We start from the raw sequence: 18,101 nt of genomic DNA, 5'->3' as shown, positions 1-18,101 counted from the left end.
TCCCTTGGATCTCGACGCGCTTACCGGCTGTCTCGCCAGTTCTGCCTGCCTGGTGACGCAAACCACCAGCGGCTTCATCATCGGCATGTTGCTGTTCCTGGTCGCCGTCGGGCTGACGCTGATCTTCGGCGTGCTCAAGGTGGTGAACTTCAGCCACGGTGCCTTCTATATGTTCGGCGCCTATTTCGCGATGACGGCCTACCAATACACCGGCAGCTTTGCGCTGGCGATGCTGTGCGGGGCGGCCGGCACGGCCTTGCTTGGCCTGATCTTCGAGCGCGTGTTCATGAGCCGGGTCTACGGCTCCGACGTGCTGATGCAGTTGCTCGTCTGCTACGCCTTTGTGCTGATCTTCGATGACGTGGTGCGGATGATCTGGGGGCCGGAATTCAAGTCGATGGGTATGCCGGCGGCGTTCCAGGTGGCGCCGCTGTTCATCGCCGGCGGCGTGGTGCCGCCGTATTATTTGCTCCTGATCGGCGTTGCGCTGGTCGCTGCCGTGATCCTCGGGCTCGGCCTTGCCCGCACGCGAATTGGCAAGGTGATCCGGGCGGCCGCGCATAATCCGGGCATGGTGTCTGCGCTCGGCATCAACACCGGCCTGATTTATGGCGGGGTGTTTGCGTTGGGCGGCATGCTGGCAGGCCTTGCTGGCGCGCTTGCCGCACCGGTGCGTTCGCTGACGCCGGGCATGGGATTTTCCGTCCTGATCGAATCCTTCATCGTCACTGTGATCGGCGGCATGGGCTCGATCCTGGGGGCGCTGATCGGCGCGATCCTGATCGGCATGATCCGCTCGTTCGGATCGCTCGGCTTTCCCTTGTTCACGGAAGGCCTGATGTACCTGTTCATGGTGATCGTGCTGGTGTCCCGGCCCACCGGCCTGTTCGGCAAGGAGGTCGCATGACCGAGCTGCAGGCCGAACAGGGGGCGCCGGCACTCGATGTGCCCCACACCGAAGCAAAGCCGCGCCGTAATCGGGATGCCCTGATTGCACTTGCGGTCTTTGTCGTGCTTGCGCTGTTGCCGATGGTCTTCAGCAGTAAATTGCTGCTCGACTTCGTGATCCGCTGCGCGGCCTATGGGCTGTTCGCCACGTCGCTCAACCTTCTGGTCGGTTACACCGGCCTGACATCGTTCGGCCATGGCATGTTCTTTGGCCTTGGCGCCTACGGCTTCGGGTTGATGATGCAGAAGACCGGTGTTCCCATCCCTGTGGCTTTCGTCGCAACGTTGGTGATCACGTTTGTCGTCGCCCTTGTCATTGGCGCCATCTGCGTGCGACTGAAGGAAATCTATTTCGCCTTCGTGACGCTGGCGTTCCAGATGCTGATCCACTCGACCATCCTGTCTTGGGTATCGCTGACCGGCGGCGATCAGGGATTGCGCGGTGGCATTCCGCGTCCGGCCTTTTTCGGTATCGATTTGTCGAATCATGTGCATTTGTACATCACAAGCTGCGCACTGCTGGTGATCGGGCTTCTACTGATGCGTCAGATCGCGCAATCGCCGTTCGGCTATACCTTGCGGATGATCCGCGATAACGCCAGCCGCGCCAGCTTCGTCGGCATCGATGTCTGGCGCGCAAAACTCACGATCTTCGTGCTGGCGGCGATGTTTGCCTCCACCGGCGGTGTCATCATGGCGCTGTTCGTCTCCGGAGCCTATCCGGAATTCGCCTATTGGACCATTTCGGGCGAGGGCATCTTCATCAACATGCTCGGCGGCGTGACTACATTTCTGGGGCCGATGGTCGGCACCGTGCTGCTCCTGATCCTCAACGATACCGTTACTCGTTGGACCGACTATCACGGCATCGTGCTCGGGATCGTGATCCTGTTCTTCGCCATCGGCCTGCGGAAAGGCTTGATGGATTTTGTTGTCGAGTGGTATGCGCGACGCCGCGAAGGTTCGGGGAAGTAGCCATGCTGGAGATACGCTCCCTTTCGAAATCGTTCGGCGGCGTCAAGGCGACCGACAATGTGACGCTCGATTTTGCCGACGGTTCGCTCACCGCCGTGATCGGCCCTAATGGCGCCGGCAAGAGCACGTTCTTCAACCTGATCACCGGCGCGCTGAGGCCCGACTCCGGACAGATCCTGCTCAATGGCGTCGACATGGCCGGGCGATCGCCGCCCGAGATCGTGCGCCACGGCATCGGGCGGGCGTTTCAGGTGGCCAGCATTTTTCCGTCGCTGACGGTGCAGGAGACCATGCTCGCCGCCGTCTGCGCCGATCAACGGCGCGCCAGCGTGCTGCACCGGCGCTTCCCGTTGGCTGAAACCCGCGACCGTGCTGAGCATGCGATGGAATTGCTCGGACTTGCCGGCAAGCGCAATCGCACCGCGGCGACGCTGTCGCATGGCGACCAGAAGCTGCTCGATATCGCCCTCGCTCTGGTGCTCGATCCCAAGGTGCTGCTGCTCGACGAGCCGACCGCCGGCATGGGCACCGAGGAGCGCTGGCGGATGATCGACAAGGTGAGGGAGCTCTGGGAGACGCAGAAGATCACGGTGGTGTTCATCGAGCACGATATGGATATCGTGTTCAAGATCGCGCCCGAGATCGTCGTGCTCTGCTATGGCCGCATTCTCGCGACCGGCACGCCGGATGCGATCCGCCGCAACGAGGCTGTGATCGAGGCCTATCTCGGCACCGAACATCACGCCGGAGCAGCGGTATGAGCGCGCAACCGGTCGTGCAGGTCGAGGATCTCGACGTCTATTACGGTACCAGCCAGATATTGTTTGGCGTTGGCCTGTCGGTGCGACAGGGTGAGACCATGGCGCTGCTCGGCCGCAACGGCGCCGGCAAGTCGACCACGATGAAGGCGATCATGGGGCTCGCTCCCGCACGCCGCGGCAAAGTCACTTTGCGCGGCAAAGTGGTGTCCGGGCTGAAGCCACACCACATCGCGCGCGCCGGTCTCGGCTTCGTGCCGGAGGATCGCCAAATCTTTCCCGAGCACACGGTCGAGGACAATCTGGTCATCGGCGCCAAGAAGGGGCCTGATGGCGAGGACGAGTGGCCGATCCGGCGCGTTTACGACGTGTTTCCGCTGCTGGAGCCGTTGCGGCAGCGGATCGCAGGAAGGCTGTCGGGCGGCGAACAGCAGATGCTGGCGATTGCGCGCACGCTGATGGGTAATCCGGCGCTGTTGCTGCTGGACGAGCCGAGCGAGGGGCTGGCGCCGATTATCGTGCAACGGATCGGCGAATTGCTGCGGCAGCTCCGCGGCACCGGCGCCACGGTGCTGATCGCCGAGCAGAACATGCATTTTTGCCTTGGCCTTGCAAGCCACGCGACGGTTATCGACAAGGGCCAGATCGTCTACACATCCGGGATCGAAGAGCTGAAAGCCAACGATAACATTCGTCAGCGCTACCTCGCGCTGTAGCTTTCGGCCTATCCGGGAGAAGAAATGGCCATCGAACGCAAGCTATCGCCGACGCATGAGGCGCCGTATGCCGGCCTGCGGGTGCTCGATTTTGGGCAGGGCATCGCCTCGCCCTATTGCGCGATGCTGCTCGGCGTCTACGGGGCCGACGTTATCAAGGTTGAGCCGCCGGAGGGCGATTGGTCGCGTTTCCTCGGAACGACCTATGGAAGCCACACCACGCTGTCGGCGGTCTATAACCGCGGCAAGCGCAGCGCAACGACGCTGTTCGCGCGCGCAACCGTCGGCACCGGGCGCTGGATCGACGTCAATCTTTGCCAATCGACTTCCGCCTTGCTTGGTCACAAGGTCGCCGAACATATTCTGGAGGGCGGCGCGCCACGTGCGCTTAACGTGCCGGCGGGCTCGTATCAGACTGCCGACGGCTGGATGATGGTCACGCTGGTGAACGAGCCGCAATACAAGCGACTGTGCGCGGCCATCGGCCGTGACGACCTCGCCCGCGATCCGCGCTTCGCCGATTTCGCCCGGCGCGCGGACGCTGTGGATGCGCTGATCCCGCAGTTGCGCGAGGTGTTTCTGACCCAGCCGACGGATGCCTGGCTGTCGCGGTTGCATGCTGCCGATCTCATCGCCGAACGGATCCTCAATCCCGGAGAATGGCTGCGCAACGCCCATGTCGAGGCGATCAGGGCAGCGGTCTGCCAGCAGACGCCGGGCGTCGGGCCGGTGTACTCGCCGCGGACGCCGGGCATTGCGAGCTTTTCGGAGGATGACTTGCGCCCCGCGCCTGATATAGGCCGGGACAGTTACGAGGTGCTGCTGGAAGCGGGCTTCGAGCGTGGCGCCATCGACGATCTGGTCAAAGTCGGCGCGGTGCGCCAGGCCAAGGGAGGCACGGTATGAGCACCGATCTCGTTCGTTATTCCGTCTCGGGCAATATTGCCGAGATCATGCTCGATCGCGAGCCAGTCAATGCGCTCAGCATGGACCTGATCGATGCGCTGCTGGCGGCGCTTTCGAAGGCGAGGGACGACGAAGCGGTGCGCGCCGTCGTCATCGGAAGCGCACACGATGCCGAGATCGACCGCGCCAAGGCCGAACATTAGATCGCCGGAAGTCAGATTTCCGGCTCTTGCGCCGCAGACTTGCCGTAATTGTCTTACCAGACTACCTTAAGTATAACCTCTCAAATCGCAGTAACTCCCTTAACGCAGCCGTCGCTCTGCAGGCCCCTGCATCCGGCCGACGGATTTGAGTTATAACGCGAGGTAATGAGTAATGAAGATTCTTGTTTCGGTCATTATGCTTGCCATGTCGGTCTCGACGCCGCCGCATATGGGAATCGTCACGGGTGGTGCGGCTGGCACCTACATCAAGATTGGCGAGGACATCAGGAAGATCGTCGAACCGAGCGGCGTCTACTTGCAGGTTCTTGAATCGGCCGGGTCTATCCAGAACGTGTTCGACGTTCGCAAGAAGCGCGGTGTGCAACTCGGTATCGTGCAGTCGGACGTGCTCGAATATATCCGCGACATTTCTGACGACCAGGAACTGAAAGTTATCGCCACCAAGCTTGCTGCCGTTTATCCGCTTTACAAGGAGGAGGTCCACGTTCTCGGTGATCTTTCCTTGAAAACGCTGCACGACTTGCAAGGCAAACGTGTTGCGATAGGTCCTCAAAGAAGCGGCACATACCTGACTGCAAAGACGATTTTCTTCCAGACGGGAATCACGCCCTCGAAAGAGGTATTTCTCGGCGGCAAGGAAGCGCTGGATTCGCTGCGCAAGGGCGAAATCGATGCCATGTTCTATGTGGCCGGCGCACCGGCGACGCTGTTTTCGGAGAACACAACAGTCGACGATAAATTCCAGCTCATCGGGTTGGACGACAAAGCCCTCGACAGCTATCTCACGGCAGTCATCCCGGCCGGCACATACAAATGGCAGGAAACCGAGGTGAGAACGGTAGCGGTCAAAGCCGTGCTGATGACGTTCAACTACGCTGGCGAACAGTGCCAGAATGTGGCCAAGGTGGCCAAAATTATCCGCGAGAACAAGGCCTGGTTGGATGTCAACGGACACCCGAAATGGCGCGAAGTGAATCTCGACGAGAAGTTGCCGAAATGGCCGCAATATGAATGTGTGGTGGCAATGCAGGAGCGCGCGCTGCCCAAGCCAAAGGGCCCGGATATCAAAATCGTGCGCTAGTTTTTTGGTCTGCGCCTCGGTCAGCGGACCTGGTATGCCATTGAAGCGCCCTCAATTTGAATCGCATTTCTCATTGCGGCGCGGATCTTCAATCCCGGCGAATGGCTGCACAACGCCCATATCGAGGCGACCAGGGCAGCGGTCTGCCAGCAGACGCCGGGCGTCGGGCCGGTGTACTCACCGCGGACGCCGGGCATCGCGAGCCTCTCGGAGGATGACTTGTGCCCCGCGCCTGATATAGGCCAGAACAGTTACGAGGGTGCTGCTGGAAGCGGGTTTCGAGCGTGGCGCCATCGACGGTCTGGTCAAGGCCGGCGCGGTGCGCCAGGCCAAGGGAGGTACGGCATGAGCACCGATCTCGTTCGTTATTCCATCTCGGGCAATATTGCCGAGATCATGCTCGATCGCGGGCCGGTCAATGCGCTCAGCATGGACCTGATCGATGCGCTGCTGGCGGGGCTTTCGAAGGCGAGGGACGACGAAGCGGTGCGCGCCGTCATCATCGGCAGCGCCCACAAGGTGTTTTGCGCCGGGCTTGATCTGGACACCGTCCGTGGCAAGCCCGGAATCGAGACCAAGAAATTCCTCGAACGGCTGTATTTCGCGCTCAACGATACCCAGTATCGCATGAGCAAGCCGACCATCGCCGCCGTCGACGGCGCGGTGCGCGCCGGCGGCATGACGATTGCGATCTCCTGCGACATGATCATCGCCGGCGACGCCTGTACCTTCGGCTATCCCGAGATCGATGTAGGCCTGATCCCCGCCATTCACTTCGTGCAATTACCGCGGTTGGTCGGCAAGCACCAGGCTTTTGGTCCGCTGTTCCTCGGCGAACCCTTTGACGCCGCGACAGCCTTTCGCATGGGACTGCTGAGCGAGGTGGTGCCGAAAGGCACCGCGCTTGAACGCGCCCGGGAGGTCGCAAGCAAGCTCGCTGCCAAATCTCCAATCGTCATGAAGATCGGGCGCGACGCCTTCATGCGGGCGGTCGACGCCGATTTCCGCCGCTCGGTCGAGAACGCCGCCGAGAGCTTTGCGCTTGTCGCAACGACGGAAGATTGTCAGGAAGGCTTGAATGCGTTCGTCGAAAAGCGGACGCCAAACTACAGGGGACGCTGATGGCGGGATTGTATTTCGAGGAGTTCGAGGTCGGCCGGGAATTTCACCATGAATTCTCCAGGACCGTGACCGAGATGGACAATACGATGTTCAGCCTGCTGACGATGAACCCGCAGCCACTGCATATCGATGCGCATTTCTCCGCAAATACTGAATTCGGCCAGCGGCTGTTCAACAGCCTCTATACGCTCGGCATCATGATCGGCATGAGCGTCTACGATACGACGTTAGGCACGACGATCGGCAATCTGGGCATGACCGACGTCAAATTCCCAAAGCCGGTATTTCACGGCGACACGCTGAAGGCGCATACCAAGATCATCTCGAAGCGCGAAAGCAAGTCGCGGCCGACGCAGGGCATCGTCGAGTTCGAGCATACCATGACCAATCAGCGCGGCGAGGTGGTCGCGAGTTGCCGCCGGACCGGCCTGATGCACTGCAAGCCGAAGGCCTGAGCCGATGAGATCATTCCTGTTTGTTCCCGGTGACAGCCTGCGCAAGTTCGAGAGCGCCAAGAAGACCGCGGCCGATGCGCTGATCCTCGACCTCGAGGATTCGATCGCTCCGGAGGAGAAGGTCGGTGCGCGGCGCACGGTGCGCGAGATGCTCGATGCAAGGAGCCCGAGCCAGAGAAACTATATCCGTGTCAACGCGCTCGATACCGGCATGACGCTTGGCGACCTCGCGGCCGTTATGCCGGGCCGGCCGGACGGCATCGTGCTGCCGAAATGCGCCGGCGCCGCCGACGTCAACCGCCTGTCGCTGTATCTCGATGCCTTCGAGGCGGCCGCCGGGATCGAACATGGCTCTACGAGAATAGTGACGGTGGCGACGGAAACGGCGAGGGCCGTCCTCAAGCTGCTCGACTTCGAGAACATGAGCCCGCGGCTGTGGGGCATGATGTGGGGCGCCGAGGATCTTGCGGCCTCGCTCGGCGCGTCGCGGAACCAGACAGCAGGACGCTTCCACGGGCCGTTTCTGCTGGCGCGCGATCTCTGCCTGATCAGCGCGGCGGCCGCCGGCGTAGTTGCCATCGACACCATTGCGACCGACATCAACGACCTCGACGCGCTTCGGGAAGAGTCCATCGCTGCGCGTCAGGATGGTTTCCTTGCCAAGGCGGTGATCCATCCCAAGCATGTGGACGTCGTCAATGCCGCCTTCATGCCGACGGACGAGGAAATCGCCTGGTCGGAGAAGGTCGTGAAGGCGTTCAACGACAATCCGACTTCAGGCGTCGTGAAGATCGACGGCAAGATGATCGACAAGCCGCATCTGCGCGCTGCGGAGAAGATCCTGGCGCTGCGGGGGCGGTAGACGAAATCATTTAGCCGTGGTGGAGTGCAACGAAATTCGGGATCCATCCGATATCCGGCCCCGGATTTCGCTGCGCTCCATCCGGGCTACAAATCGGCCGCGATCGGATTGACAGTGTAGTACGCTCGGCAGCAAATGCAGCCAATCAACAAGAAGGAAAACACCATGGTTGACGCGCTGATCATTGACGCATGCAGGACGCCGCGGGGCGTCGGCAAGGCCGGCAAGGGCGCCCTGTCGGGCATTCATCCGCAGCAGCTCGGCGCCACGGTTTTGCGCGCGCTGGCTGGTCGCACCGGCATCAATACCGCTGATGTCGATGACATCATCTGGGGTACCAGCTCGCAACGCGGCCAGCAGAGCGGCGATCTCGGCCGGATGTCGGCGCTTGATGCCGGCTACGACGTGCGCGCCAGCGCGGTGACGCTGGACCGGTTCTGCGGATCCGGCATTACCAGCGTCAACATGGCGGCCAGCTCGATCATGTCGGGCTCGGAGGACCTCGTGATCGCCGGGGGCACCGAGATGATGTCGATGGAAGGCCGCCGCGGCGAGGGACCGTTCATGATGGACAATGGCAATCTTCGCCTGCGCGCCCGGCACCCGCAATCGCATCAGGGCGTCTGCGCCGACGCGGTGGCGACGCTCGAAGGCATCACGCGGCAGGACGTCGATGGACTCGGCCTCGAAAGCCAGAAGCGGGCGGCGGCCGCTATCAAGGGCGGACATTTCGACAAGAGCCTCGTGCCGGTCTACCGCGAAGACGGCAGCCTCGCGCTCGACCGCGAGGAATACCCACGGCCGCAGACCACGCTCGAAGGGCTGGCCGGCTTGAAGCCGGCGTTTCCTGCGATTGCTGACTATGCGCTTGACGACAAGGGGACAACCTACCGCAAGCTCATCCTCGACAAATATCCCGACCTCGACATTAATTTTATGCATCACGCCGGTAACTCCTCCGGCGTCGTGGACGGCTCGGCGGCCATCTTGCTGGCGTCGCCGAGTTACGCAAAAGCCCATGGCCTGAGGCCGCGCGCCCGCGTCGTCGCGATGGCGAATATGGGGGACTCGCCGACCCTGATGCTGAACGCGCCAGTGCCGGCCGCCCGCAAGGTGCTGGCCAAGGCCGGCCTCACGCTCGACGATATCGATCTTTTTGAAATCAACGAGGCGTTTGCGGTCGTCGCCGAAAAGTTCATCCGCGACCTCAAGCTCGACCGCGAGAAGGTTAACGTCAATGGCGGCTCGATCGCACTCGGCCATCCCATCGGTGCAACCGGATCGATCCTGATCGGCACGGTGCTTGATGAACTGGAGCGGCGCGATCTCAGACGGGGGCTGGTAACGATGTGCGCCGCCGGCGGCATGGCGCCGGCGATCATTATCGAGCGGGTCTGAGGCGACTGCTCAATCTAGGCAGCCGGGAACAAGAGCTCAAACGCAACGCTCTGATCGGACGGCAGTAGCCGGATCGATCCGGCGTGGCTGGTCATAACGGCCTGGACGATGGCCAGCCCCATTCCCGTGCCGCCTGTGTCGCGGCGTGTGGTGAAGAAGGCATCGAAGATCTTTTCCCGATTTGCTTCGGATATCGGATCGCCATCATTACTGACCGTTATCCTGACGGATCCATCTTCCTCGGTCGCTTCGAGCCGCACTGTCTTCGCGTTGTGACGGATGGCGTTGTCGGTCAGATGCGACAACACGATCAGCGCTTTTTCGCTGGACATCCCGATTGGGCGCTCGAGGCTACCGGTTGCCTCGATTGCTCGTGTCGGGAATCGGCTCTTCAACCCCCCGACAACCTGTGACAATTCGGTTTGCTCGTTCTGCGGCGCGGCCTCGGCGCGCGCTAGTTCACGCAGCCGCTGGGTCATAGCTTCCAGGCGCCCGGTGTCGCCCAGAATGTTCGATATGAAATTCTTCTGTTCCATCCGGGTAAGATTGTCGGATTTGCTTTGTAGTGAATCCAGCAGCAGTTCGGCGGCCCCCTTGATCGATGTCAGCGGCGACTTCAGTTCATGGGTCAGGTGTGCCGAAAACGTCGCGATGTAGTCCGACCGCCTCGCCAATTGCTCAGCCATGTCGAGGAAGCTGTGCGACAACTGGGCGAACTCGCGCGTGCCGTAATGGGCGAGCGGCTGGAATGCGTCGCGATCGCCGCGGCTGATGCGCGCGGCGCGATCGACCAGCTCGCGCATCGGGCGGGTGATGGTTCGGGAGAAAACCAGGCCGATGGCGATGGTCGCCAAAATGACCGTCAGTCCCGCCAGAATGAACTTGCGGCGCTCCTGATAGAGATGATCGAAGATGTTGCTCGGCGTTCGCGAGGTATAGATGACACCCGCCACGTGGTTGTTGACGATCACGGGCATCGCCGAAAACACGTGCACGCCGACGCCGCGGCTGATCGAGTAGATCGGAGGCGGCGGCTTGTCGGGTTTGCGTATCCGCAGGGCCGCCCGATACTGACCCTGCAGCGCGGTGGCGATTTCCTCGATATGGGCCAGCGATTGACCTACCTCGTCGCGTCCGGCGATCACGACGCCGCGGGGATCGAGAACACGGAATCCAGCCAGCGTAACTTTCTGTGTTTCAAGTATGATCGGCATCAGCCGCGCGCCGATCTCGGCATAGGGCTGCGACGCGGGCGCGCTGGCCGGAAGTGCGTCGGGCCGCCGCCGAAGCAGGTCGGCGCCGGCGGCGAGGTCGAGTGAGGGCCGGATCGGCGTTAGCCGGTCTTCGCGATCAGGTCGCGCCTCAGGCGGAATTTCAGCGCCAAGCGTAATCCCGGCGCCCAGGCGAGATTCCACTTCGCGCGCATAGACCGCGGCCAGCACCCGGCTTTGCGCGATCAGTTCGGCCTGGGTCTGATGAATGAGCTGGTTGTCGTAGAGGCGAAAGAAGAACAGCCCGACCAAAGGCAGCATCGCCGCAGCGGCAAGCGCAGTAAAAATGACCTGCCCCACCGACGGTCGCCATTTCTCGCGTGCGCGCGCTATCATGCCAGCGGCTCGCATCGGCCGAGCTTGAAGCCGACGCCGTGAATGGTTTCGATGACGTTGTCGCAGTTCACGGCAGACAGTTTGGCGCGGATATTGCGGATGTGGCTGTCGATGGTGCGGTCCGATACCTGGATGTTGAGCTGATAGGCGGCGTTCATGATCTGCTCGCGGCTGAAGACAAGCGTCGGCCTTGTCAGGAATGCCCTGAGAATTCCGAACTCGATGGCCGTCAGCCGAAGCGGGGTTCCCGCAAACTCGGCGAGATGCTGTTCGGGGTCGACGGACAGCCTGCCTTGCGACAGCGCGGCCATGGACGCCTTGGCATCCTGCCCGCGCGAAGCCATGCGACGCAGGATGACGTTCACCCTTGCCACGAGTTCGCGCGGGCTGAAGGGTTTTGTGACATAATCGTCACCGCCGATCTCCAGGCCCAGGACGCGATCGATCTCGTCGTCGCGGGCGGAGAGAAAAAGGATCGGAACGTCCGAGGACTTTCTGATTTCCCGGCAGACGTCCAGGCCGTCGAATTCCGGCATGCCGATATCCAGAATGATCAGATCCGGCCTGTCGGCGGCGAAGCGGGTCAACGCCTCCTTGCCGTCGCGCGCCTCGAAGACAGTCATCCCGGCCTTCTTCAGTGCAACACGGATGACCTCGCGAATGTGCAGGTCATCGTCGACGATAAGAATGCGGTGCGTCAAAGGTCTCTCCGGGAAGTCGTACTAGCCTGTGGTCGAACTCTTCGGTGGGGCGTCCAGGATGCGCTGCAGCCGCCAACTTCGGAGGCCCCAGCTCCGCCAGGATACCACCTCTCTTCGTTGCTGTTCTACAAGGCTACTACGGCGGGAAACAAGGGTGGGATCGAGCCTGCGAAGGGCAATGGCCCGGTCGATGGCCGGCAATGCCTGCGGCCCAAGGGAAAACAGATAGTTCATGTCGATCCACACGCCCTTGCCGGCGGCTTCGCGGCTATGGCTGACATTGTAGTCGGCGATGATGGCGGCGAAATTGACCAGCGAGCAGATGTAGAGCGTTACCGTCAGGGTGAGGAGGTTGGCGCGGATCAGCCAGCCATTCGAGCGGTTCAGAACGATGCGGGCGACGATAAGCACGAGTCCGAACGCGACCAGTAGCATCCAGATGAAGGCCGCGACGCGCCACCAGGTCAGCAGATAGATTTGAACATAGAGGTCGAGGCGCAGGATCGATGACAGCACCAGCAGGACATTTTGCGCCACGGGCGGATCACCCTTGATTGCTCGGCCGGCCCACCGGGCCGCATGGCGGCCAGAACGAAGCCGGCCGCCAATAGCGCCGTGACAATGAGGGGATAGGCGCCCCGGTGCGCATATGAAGCGTAGCTGATATCAGCCGGCAGGGTCGCGTTGCCCCAGAGATAGGCGACGTCGAGAACGGTTTGAACGGCGAACAGCAAATTGAACAGGATTAGCGAACGGAGGATCGTCGCAACACCGAAGAAGTCGTTTTGGCCCGATGGTATTCCCCGCGCCAGTGCCGCAGCTTCGGCTAAACCTGTCGGCATCTCGCGCTTGCCGCTCCACCGGACGTGGATAAAGGGCCATACGATCGACAGCGCCGCAGTCGAAAACAGTACGCGTCCGAGGCTCACGTAAGAAGCCGTGTTACCCGGGTTCAGCAAGCCGATCCACTTCTCGAGCAATGGATTGGCCGATACTAGCAGAAACACGAAGATGCCGCCGAAAACGATCGGGATGAACCAGACGGCAAACCCGGTCCTCAGTGCCGGCAGATTGAACGCGCCGATGGCGTCGCGGAAAAATCTGAAGGGGCCGACCAGATAAAGATCGCATAACGCCGCGGCTCGCTCGGGCAGACGATGCCGATCGCGATTGGTCGTCAGCAGCAGGCCTACGCCGAGAGCCAGCACCATGAAGGTCAGAGACGCGACGTTGAATTCCTCGATAGCGGGGACAAGGGCGGCCAGCAGGAGAGCGCCCGCCGGCAGTGCCTGCCTTCGGTTCAAGATTGCGAGGTTGGCGAGTAGCGAGCCGCAGGCCACGGCGACTGCAAAGATGGCGGCCGATATTCCAATGCCGTGCCCGTAGAACAGCCAGTCGGCCAGCGCTGCCAACACGAGAACAATGGCTGCTTTGGCGGGAAAGGTGCCTTCCTGAGCGGAGCCGGCATTGAACGCCGGCGCGGTGAAATCAGCCATTATTGCGCTACCTGTCTGGAGAGGAAAATTGCAAACCAGCGCCGTCGCGGTGCGCTCGCACAGCCACCACCCGTCGTTGGCTAGTCTCGTGGGAACAGGCATTCGATCAATCGCCCCTGGCTTGCAGTTCGGACTATCCGATGCGGTTGTGCAGTTGCTTGGAGCACCCTCTGCAAGAGTTCAGGATTCTTATGCAGTTTCCGTGCAGGCGCGCTTATGCGCTCGCGCATGCCGGGCAAGTTTGATACGGGCAATCGTCTCGCCCCGTCTCCGCAAAGCCCCCAAACTTTTCATGCAAATCCTCAAGCGTATCGGCATCATCCTCGTCTGGCTCGCCGGACCAGTCTTCGTTTTCGCAGCTGTCAACAAGAACGATCCCTACCTGATTGCGCTGCGGGGTCCAGGCAACATTGTTCTGGCGGCAGCGAGCATCATCGCCGCGGTGGTCCTCATCCGCCGCGGCTATTGGAGGCGAGGCGTCGCCGGACGGTTGCTTATTCTGCTGTGGTGCCTGCCATCGCTGTCGATGCTCGGCGCGCATACTTCGTTTGAATGGCGCAAGCGGAGCGTCTTGCAAATCGGCGCTGCACAGGCGCGAAGCCTTGGGCGACACTTCATCGTGGGATACTCGTCATTCCCTGAGGTGGCCGTTCTTGCCGAGAAGGGCCTGATCTCCGGTGTCTACATCACCAGGCACAATATCGCGGGATCGACGGCGGCGCGTCTGAAAGAAGAAATCTCCGCGCTGCAAGAAAAGCGGCGTGCGGCCGGCCTGCCGCCTCTGATCGTCGCCGCCGACCAGGAAGGCGGCATCGTATCGCATCTGGCGCCGCCCTTGACCAAGTTGCCGGCGCTATCGACCCTTGCGAGCCTGGCGCCGGATGTTCGCGCCGAGAAGGCGGAGGCGTTCGGGCGTACGCACGGGCAGGAGTTGGCGGCGCTCGGCGTCAACATGAACCTAGCGCCGGTGCTGGATTTGCGCCCCGAGATGAAGCGCAACCGGCTCGATTTCAACACGCTGATTCGCTACCGCGCGATTTCCGATGATCCGGCCATCGTCGCCGATATCGCGCGAGCTTACGTCAACGGGCTGGAAGCGTCAGGCGTTGGCGCGACGGTCAAGCATTTTCCGGGGCTCGGACGCGTACGAACCGACACCCATCACTTCAGCGCCGATCTGGATACGCCCCTGGACGAACTCGAAGCGTCGGACTGGCTTCCGTTCAGGAAGGTGCTGGCCGGCTCGAAAGCGCAACTGATGATCGGGCATGTCAGACTGACATCCGTTGATCCGGATCGCGCGGCGTCGCACTCCAAACGAGTCGTCGACGGCATCGTTCGCAAGAAATGGAATTATCAAGGCGTCGTCATGACCGACGACCTCGTGATGGGGGCGATCTATCAACGCAATGTCTGTACGGCGGTGGTCGAGGCGCTCAATGCCGGTGTCGATCTGCTGCTGGTCGCCTTCGACGGAGCGCAGTTCTATCGCATCTTTACCTGCGCCGTGGCGGCGTCGGCCGAAGGAAGGCTCGACGCCGCCATGTTGGGCGACAGTGAGATGCGGTTGAAAGGGGCATTCCCCAGGGAGCGCCAAGACCCACGGTATTCTACGACATCGCACACCGCTGCTCCGGGAGTACCTACGCCGCCCGATGACTGATTGATCGCGCGGGCCGCTTGGCATTTCGCGCCATGTGGGTCTTGCCAATTTGCATATGATTGCGTGAGGCCTCGCCGGTGCTGCCAATGATGGATTGAAGCAAAAGTGAAATTCTCTTTCCCGAGCAGGCTCTGATCACCCAATGAGCGCTAGCGCAGCGAGAATGCATTCTTCAACTGCACCAGGAATGTCACTACCCATGCGCACGCAAACATGCCCGCGAGACCAAGCGCCGTTCTGCGATCGATCAAAGACAGGCTCGTCCACCACCATATCCGGTAAAGCCATATTCCCGTCGTGGCCACGCCAAGCAGGCAGACCAGCATCTTGAGAAAGGATGAGTTCGCGACACCTAAAGCACCGAACAAGAGCGTTGCTGGAACGAGAAACATGGTGCAGGCGGATATCAGAGTCTCGTTCATGGGTCCTCAAGACATCTACGAATCGCAGGCTACATATGCAGTTTGCAGCAACCTTTGCCCTTCCGGAAGGGACACCGATGCGCAATTCCGCCGGCGACTCGACGGCGCGGCCGCTCTTGGCCGGGCTGTACGGGCTTGTTGATGTCGTCGAGGCTTTTCGATCGCGCGGCGCGGACAGCGATATGATGTGATCAGCGGTGGCGCAGGACGAAGTCCGGCGCGAATTATTTGGCGAACCGGCCCTCCTCAGGTAACCCCGTCATCGCCTGGGGCCGGAATGCAGGCTTGTGATCCTGCCGTTTTGACCACGATACGTAGTAGGCCACGCCCGTCATGATCAAAATTCCGGCAAAGCTAACCAGGATCTGCATGGCGAGCGAATCCGGGCCCGTGATCAGGACAAGGTGTCCGGCAAACGAAAGAAACACCCCCGCGCAAAACACCGCCAGCCACTCCTGGCCGCATTTGATGACCGGCTGCAACGTTTGCCACCGGAAACCGGACCAGTCTCGCGGCACCATGTAGGCAAACAGAAAAGCCAGCGCGAGAAAGTGAAGCACCCTGTGAGGGGCGAGATTTTCCTTGTCGTTGGGAACAAAGACGTCGCGCAGCAGATCCGGGACGATACCGGCCTGGGGAAATTTCACCGCCACCGTCACCGCCAGAGCTAAGAGCAGGTACAGCCCCGCCGCAGCGCGCAGCATCGGGAGTTCCTGAAGCGTACGTATAGCGCGTATTTGATTGGCGCCGCTCAATGCCAACCAGGCGCCGAGCGCAAACAGGAGTTGCCAGCAGAACGGGTTGAGGTACCACCGTCCATCCGGAAACGCAGACAAATTCCAGTCGAACTGACGGGCGGCGACGTAGAGACCAATCGACCCCGCCATGGTGACATTCGGCCGGCGGAGCATGCCGAACAGAACGAACGGGAAGGCCGCCATCAATACGATAAGCAGTTGCAACACATCAAGGTTCAGCGGCTTGGCCCGAAGCAGCAGGCCGTGAATCAGTGTCCGGACCGTATGGTCGACGATGCCCGTGACGTTGAATTCGCCGATAAGTGCGGGCGCGGCGGATTGGCGCGCGACATATCCGATCAGATCGATATAGATCACGAATAGGACGATATAGGCGGCGTAAAGCTGCCACAGCCGCTTGAAGATGCGGGTTGCCGTCACGACGAATCCGCGCTCCAGCATCATCCTTCCATAGAGGATGGCAGCGGTGTAACCGCCGACGAATACGAACAGGTCGGTGGCGCCGCTGAATCCGAAGTTGCGTATGGTCAGCAGGCTGACCGCATTGTGCGGGACGTGATCCAGAAAGAGAAACCAGGCCGCGATACCAAGCAGGAGACAGAGTCGGAGATCGCCGTCGCGCGCAGCGAGCTCAGCCTTCATTGACGGATACATTGCGGGTTAAGAACTTTGCAAATCGGAGGAATCGAATCGCGAATCTAGCGCGATTGTCCGCACCGTCGGAATAGACTTTACGTGAAGAATAATTAAGCGCGTTGTCGGCGATTCAAGTCCGTCCAACAATCACAATGTTTTGAGGGAATAGCGCGGCCGAACGTGGGTCACGCCCGCTCGTGCTTGCGCAAGTCGCGGATGTGATCGAACTGGCTGGCTTGCAGATCGGCGCCCGCCGGGCCGATATCGGGCAGGGCCGCTTCGCTGAGAATCTCGGCGGTGATATCCTCGACCGAGCAATCTGCGATTTCATGGATGAAGCTGATATTGCTGTATTCACCTGACGCGATCCGGGAGATCACCTCGCGCCTTGTGATTTCCGGGTCGACGATGGCCTCGCGACCGCGGCGGCCGTAGTCGATCATCACGACGAAATACTGCATGCTGGCGATCTGACCTCATCCCGCGCACCGGAAAAACGACGATGGCATTATTTCTGAAAATCAGAAATTAGTCAAGTAAAAATTCGGAAAAGCAGAAATTATGCCATGAGGAGGGAAAGGCGGTCGCGGGCATCGACAGAATCAGTCGATTCGGAAATCGCAACGGCGATTGCTATTTGTCCGGCGTGCGGCCGCCCGTTGCCCTTGTCGCCTTGCGCGCCCGGGCCGCCGCCTTGTTGCGCAATCGCTCGATCTGGCCCCTGGGCAGGGTGACGCAGATCTCGCCGATCCATTCCAGCTTTACGCCGGTGATCGGCTTGGCATTGAAGCTCGTGAGGTTGACCGAGGTCGGTGATTTTCCCCGCTCGATCGTCTTCAGATAACGCTCGCCGGTTTTCAGGCGGACGGCGGCTTCTTCGCCGTAGAAGCTCGACAGCGGGTGGCTCTGCTCGCGATAGACTACGATAACATCGCCATTCTCGTACTTCGGCAGCATGGAATCGCCGGCTACCTCGAAGGCGATGGTCTCTTCGGCGATCGGGAAAGGCAGTTCGACCTCGCCGAGGCCTTCCGGCGGCACCTGCTCGTGTTCCGGCTCGATCGAGGCGCCGGCGCCGACACGGCCCATGATCGGCACCGAGTTCAGTTCGAGATACTCGATGATCGCCGCGATTTCGGACGCCTTGATCAGGCGTATCCCGGACAGGATCTCGGAAACCGCGCCAGGACGAACGCCCATCGCGGTGGCCAATCCGCCCTTGGTCTTGCCCGGCTTTTCCAGCCCCCGTTCGATCAATCTGATATCCAGCATGGTCGGACCTTTCCGAATTTCGGAAATGATAGCAGTTCCGATTATCCGAAATCAAGCTTGACTTTCATTTCGGAATATCAGAAATTGATTGTCGGCGTCGG

General features: G+C 61.0%; 20 protein-coding genes. 12 read left to right on the top strand and 8 right to left on the bottom strand.

Features of this window, described 5'->3' with window-relative positions; genetic code table 11:
• Positions 1–4 precede the first annotated feature (4 nt).
• The 11 genes from C7G61_RS14050 to C7G61_RS14000 all read left to right on the top strand — a co-directional run bounded on the left by C7G61_RS14050 (position 5) and on the right by C7G61_RS14000 (position 9,445).
• On the top strand, positions 5–907 hold the full coding sequence (locus tag C7G61_RS14050; RefSeq protein WP_108515084.1) for a branched-chain amino acid ABC transporter permease: 903 nt from the start codon (positions 5–7) through the stop codon (positions 905–907).
• On the top strand, positions 904–1,923 hold the full coding sequence (locus C7G61_RS14045; protein WP_108514883.1) for a branched-chain amino acid ABC transporter permease: 1,020 nt from the start codon (positions 904–906) through the stop codon (positions 1,921–1,923). The genes C7G61_RS14050 and C7G61_RS14045 overlap by 4 nt, the downstream gene beginning before the upstream one ends.
• A gap of 2 nt (positions 1,924–1,925) precedes the next feature.
• Entirely contained in the window at positions 1,926–2,684 is a 759-nt protein-coding gene (locus C7G61_RS14040) for an ABC transporter ATP-binding protein (RefSeq protein ID WP_108514881.1), read from the top strand.
• A complete protein-coding gene (locus C7G61_RS14035; protein WP_108514879.1) occupies positions 2,681–3,397 on the top strand; it encodes an ABC transporter ATP-binding protein in 717 nt (238 codons plus the stop codon). Before C7G61_RS14040 ends, C7G61_RS14035 begins: the two co-directional genes overlap by 4 nt.
• A gap of 24 nt (positions 3,398–3,421) precedes the next feature.
• Entirely contained in the window at positions 3,422–4,303 is an 882-nt protein-coding gene (locus C7G61_RS14030; RefSeq protein ID WP_108514877.1) for a CoA transferase, read from the top strand.
• A complete protein-coding gene (locus C7G61_RS14025) occupies positions 4,300–4,506 on the top strand; it encodes an enoyl-CoA hydratase/isomerase family protein (RefSeq protein ID WP_244608285.1) in 207 nt (68 codons plus the stop codon). The genes C7G61_RS14030 and C7G61_RS14025 overlap by 4 nt, the downstream gene beginning before the upstream one ends.
• 172 nt (positions 4,507–4,678) lie before the next feature.
• The gene (locus tag C7G61_RS14020) at positions 4,679–5,608 is read left to right on the top strand and encodes a TAXI family TRAP transporter solute-binding subunit (protein WP_108514875.1); all 930 of its coding nucleotides are present in this window, start codon (positions 4,679–4,681) and stop codon (positions 5,606–5,608) included.
• 345 nt (positions 5,609–5,953) lie between these two features.
• Positions 5,954–6,730 carry an enoyl-CoA hydratase/isomerase family protein gene (locus C7G61_RS14015; protein ID WP_108514873.1) on the top strand — a complete coding sequence of 259 codons (777 nt, stop codon included), beginning with the start codon at positions 5,954–5,956 and terminating at the stop codon, positions 6,728–6,730.
• Entirely contained in the window at positions 6,730–7,185 is a 456-nt protein-coding gene (locus C7G61_RS14010; protein ID WP_108514871.1) for a MaoC family dehydratase, read from the top strand. Before C7G61_RS14015 ends, C7G61_RS14010 begins: the two co-directional genes overlap by 1 nt.
• Before the next feature lie 4 nt (positions 7,186–7,189).
• Positions 7,190–8,047, top strand: coding sequence for an HpcH/HpaI aldolase/citrate lyase family protein (locus tag C7G61_RS14005; RefSeq protein ID WP_108514869.1), 858 nt, complete (start codon positions 7,190–7,192; stop codon positions 8,045–8,047).
• A gap of 165 nt (positions 8,048–8,212) precedes the next feature.
• On the top strand, positions 8,213–9,445 hold the full coding sequence (locus C7G61_RS14000; RefSeq protein WP_108515082.1) for an acetyl-CoA C-acetyltransferase: 1,233 nt from the start codon (positions 8,213–8,215) through the stop codon (positions 9,443–9,445).
• A gap of 14 nt (positions 9,446–9,459) precedes the next feature.
• Here C7G61_RS14000 and C7G61_RS13995 read toward each other — a convergent pair whose 3' ends face one another.
• Genes C7G61_RS13995 through C7G61_RS47000 form a run of 4 tightly spaced genes read right to left on the bottom strand, consistent with a single transcriptional unit; the run spans position 9,460 to position 13,249 of the window.
• On the bottom strand, positions 9,460–11,052 hold the full coding sequence (locus tag C7G61_RS13995; protein WP_420836759.1) for an ATP-binding protein: 1,593 nt from the start codon (positions 11,050–11,052) through the stop codon (positions 9,460–9,462).
• Entirely contained in the window at positions 11,049–11,753 is a 705-nt protein-coding gene (locus tag C7G61_RS13990) for a response regulator transcription factor (RefSeq protein WP_108514866.1), read from the bottom strand. Before C7G61_RS13990 ends, C7G61_RS13995 begins: the two co-directional genes overlap by 4 nt.
• A 21-nt stretch (positions 11,754–11,774) precedes the next feature.
• A complete protein-coding gene (locus tag C7G61_RS47005) occupies positions 11,775–12,290 on the bottom strand; it encodes a DUF4153 domain-containing protein (protein WP_274542273.1) in 516 nt (171 codons plus the stop codon).
• Complete coding sequence (locus tag C7G61_RS47000; RefSeq protein ID WP_274542272.1) at positions 12,218–13,249, bottom strand: DUF4153 domain-containing protein; 1,032 nt, start codon at positions 13,247–13,249, stop codon at positions 12,218–12,220. Before C7G61_RS47000 ends, C7G61_RS47005 begins: the two co-directional genes overlap by 73 nt.
• Positions 13,250–13,541: 292 nt before the next feature.
• Between C7G61_RS47000 and C7G61_RS13980 the strand changes: the two genes are divergently transcribed.
• Complete coding sequence (locus tag C7G61_RS13980) at positions 13,542–14,912, top strand: glycoside hydrolase family 3 N-terminal domain-containing protein (RefSeq protein ID WP_108514864.1); 1,371 nt, start codon at positions 13,542–13,544, stop codon at positions 14,910–14,912.
• 149 nt (positions 14,913–15,061) lie between these two features.
• Here C7G61_RS13980 and C7G61_RS13975 read toward each other — a convergent pair whose 3' ends face one another.
• The 4 genes from C7G61_RS13975 to C7G61_RS13960 all read right to left on the bottom strand — a co-directional run bounded on the left by C7G61_RS13975 (position 15,062) and on the right by C7G61_RS13960 (position 18,000).
• Positions 15,062–15,334, bottom strand: a complete 273-nt coding sequence (locus C7G61_RS13975; RefSeq protein ID WP_108514862.1) for a hypothetical protein — start codon at positions 15,332–15,334, stop codon at positions 15,062–15,064.
• 224 nt (positions 15,335–15,558) lie between these two features.
• On the bottom strand, positions 15,559–16,746 hold the full coding sequence (locus C7G61_RS13970) for an OpgC domain-containing protein (RefSeq protein WP_108514860.1): 1,188 nt from the start codon (positions 16,744–16,746) through the stop codon (positions 15,559–15,561).
• A gap of 167 nt (positions 16,747–16,913) precedes the next feature.
• Positions 16,914–17,189 carry a hypothetical protein gene (locus C7G61_RS13965; RefSeq protein WP_108514858.1) on the bottom strand — a complete coding sequence of 92 codons (276 nt, stop codon included), beginning with the start codon at positions 17,187–17,189 and terminating at the stop codon, positions 16,914–16,916.
• Between the two features lie 172 nt (positions 17,190–17,361).
• Positions 17,362–18,000 (bottom strand): S24 family peptidase, encoded by a 639-nt coding sequence (locus C7G61_RS13960; protein WP_108514856.1) that lies wholly within the window; start codon positions 17,998–18,000, stop codon positions 17,362–17,364.
• Between the last annotated feature and the right edge of the window lie 101 nt (positions 18,001–18,101).

The organism is Bradyrhizobium algeriense (assembly GCF_003062295.1).
Lineage (GTDB): Bacteria > Pseudomonadota > Alphaproteobacteria > Rhizobiales > Xanthobacteraceae > Bradyrhizobium > Bradyrhizobium algeriense.
The sequence above is the reverse complement of the archived record's forward strand: the minus strand, read 5'-3'. Positions and strand labels throughout refer to the sequence as shown.

What these genes read in the sequence shown, in the direction of transcription:
- C7G61_RS47000 (WP_274542272.1), bottom strand. Translation starts at nt 13,249, where the DNA reads ATGGCTGATTTCACCGCGCCGGCGTTCAATGCCGGCTCCGCTCAGGAA.
- C7G61_RS13975 (WP_108514862.1), bottom strand. Translation starts at nt 15,334, where the DNA reads ATGAACGAGACTCTGATATCCGCCTGCACCATGTTTCTCGTTCCAGCA.
- C7G61_RS14045 (WP_108514883.1), top strand. Translation starts at nt 904, where the DNA reads ATGACCGAGCTGCAGGCCGAACAGGGGGCGCCGGCACTCGATGTGCCC.
- C7G61_RS13980 (WP_108514864.1), top strand. Translation starts at nt 13,542, where the DNA reads ATGCAAATCCTCAAGCGTATCGGCATCATCCTCGTCTGGCTCGCCGGA.
- C7G61_RS14005 (WP_108514869.1), top strand. Translation starts at nt 7,190, where the DNA reads ATGAGATCATTCCTGTTTGTTCCCGGTGACAGCCTGCGCAAGTTCGAG.
- C7G61_RS13970 (WP_108514860.1), bottom strand. Translation starts at nt 16,746, where the DNA reads ATGTATCCGTCAATGAAGGCTGAGCTCGCTGCGCGCGACGGCGATCTC.
- C7G61_RS14020 (WP_108514875.1), top strand. Translation starts at nt 4,679, where the DNA reads ATGAAGATTCTTGTTTCGGTCATTATGCTTGCCATGTCGGTCTCGACG.
- C7G61_RS13960 (WP_108514856.1), bottom strand. Translation starts at nt 18,000, where the DNA reads ATGCTGGATATCAGATTGATCGAACGGGGGCTGGAAAAGCCGGGCAAG.
- C7G61_RS13965 (WP_108514858.1), bottom strand. Translation starts at nt 17,189, where the DNA reads ATGCAGTATTTCGTCGTGATGATCGACTACGGCCGCCGCGGTCGCGAG.
- C7G61_RS13995 (WP_420836759.1), bottom strand. Translation starts at nt 11,052, where the DNA reads ATGATAGCGCGCGCACGCGAGAAATGGCGACCGTCGGTGGGGCAGGTC.
- C7G61_RS14015 (WP_108514873.1), top strand. Translation starts at nt 5,954, where the DNA reads ATGAGCACCGATCTCGTTCGTTATTCCATCTCGGGCAATATTGCCGAG.
- C7G61_RS14000 (WP_108515082.1), top strand. Translation starts at nt 8,213, where the DNA reads ATGGTTGACGCGCTGATCATTGACGCATGCAGGACGCCGCGGGGCGTC.
- C7G61_RS14010 (WP_108514871.1), top strand. Translation starts at nt 6,730, where the DNA reads ATGGCGGGATTGTATTTCGAGGAGTTCGAGGTCGGCCGGGAATTTCAC.
- C7G61_RS14040 (WP_108514881.1), top strand. Translation starts at nt 1,926, where the DNA reads ATGCTGGAGATACGCTCCCTTTCGAAATCGTTCGGCGGCGTCAAGGCG.
- C7G61_RS14030 (WP_108514877.1), top strand. Translation starts at nt 3,422, where the DNA reads ATGGCCATCGAACGCAAGCTATCGCCGACGCATGAGGCGCCGTATGCC.
- C7G61_RS14035 (WP_108514879.1), top strand. Translation starts at nt 2,681, where the DNA reads ATGAGCGCGCAACCGGTCGTGCAGGTCGAGGATCTCGACGTCTATTAC.
- C7G61_RS14025 (WP_244608285.1), top strand. Translation starts at nt 4,300, where the DNA reads ATGAGCACCGATCTCGTTCGTTATTCCGTCTCGGGCAATATTGCCGAG.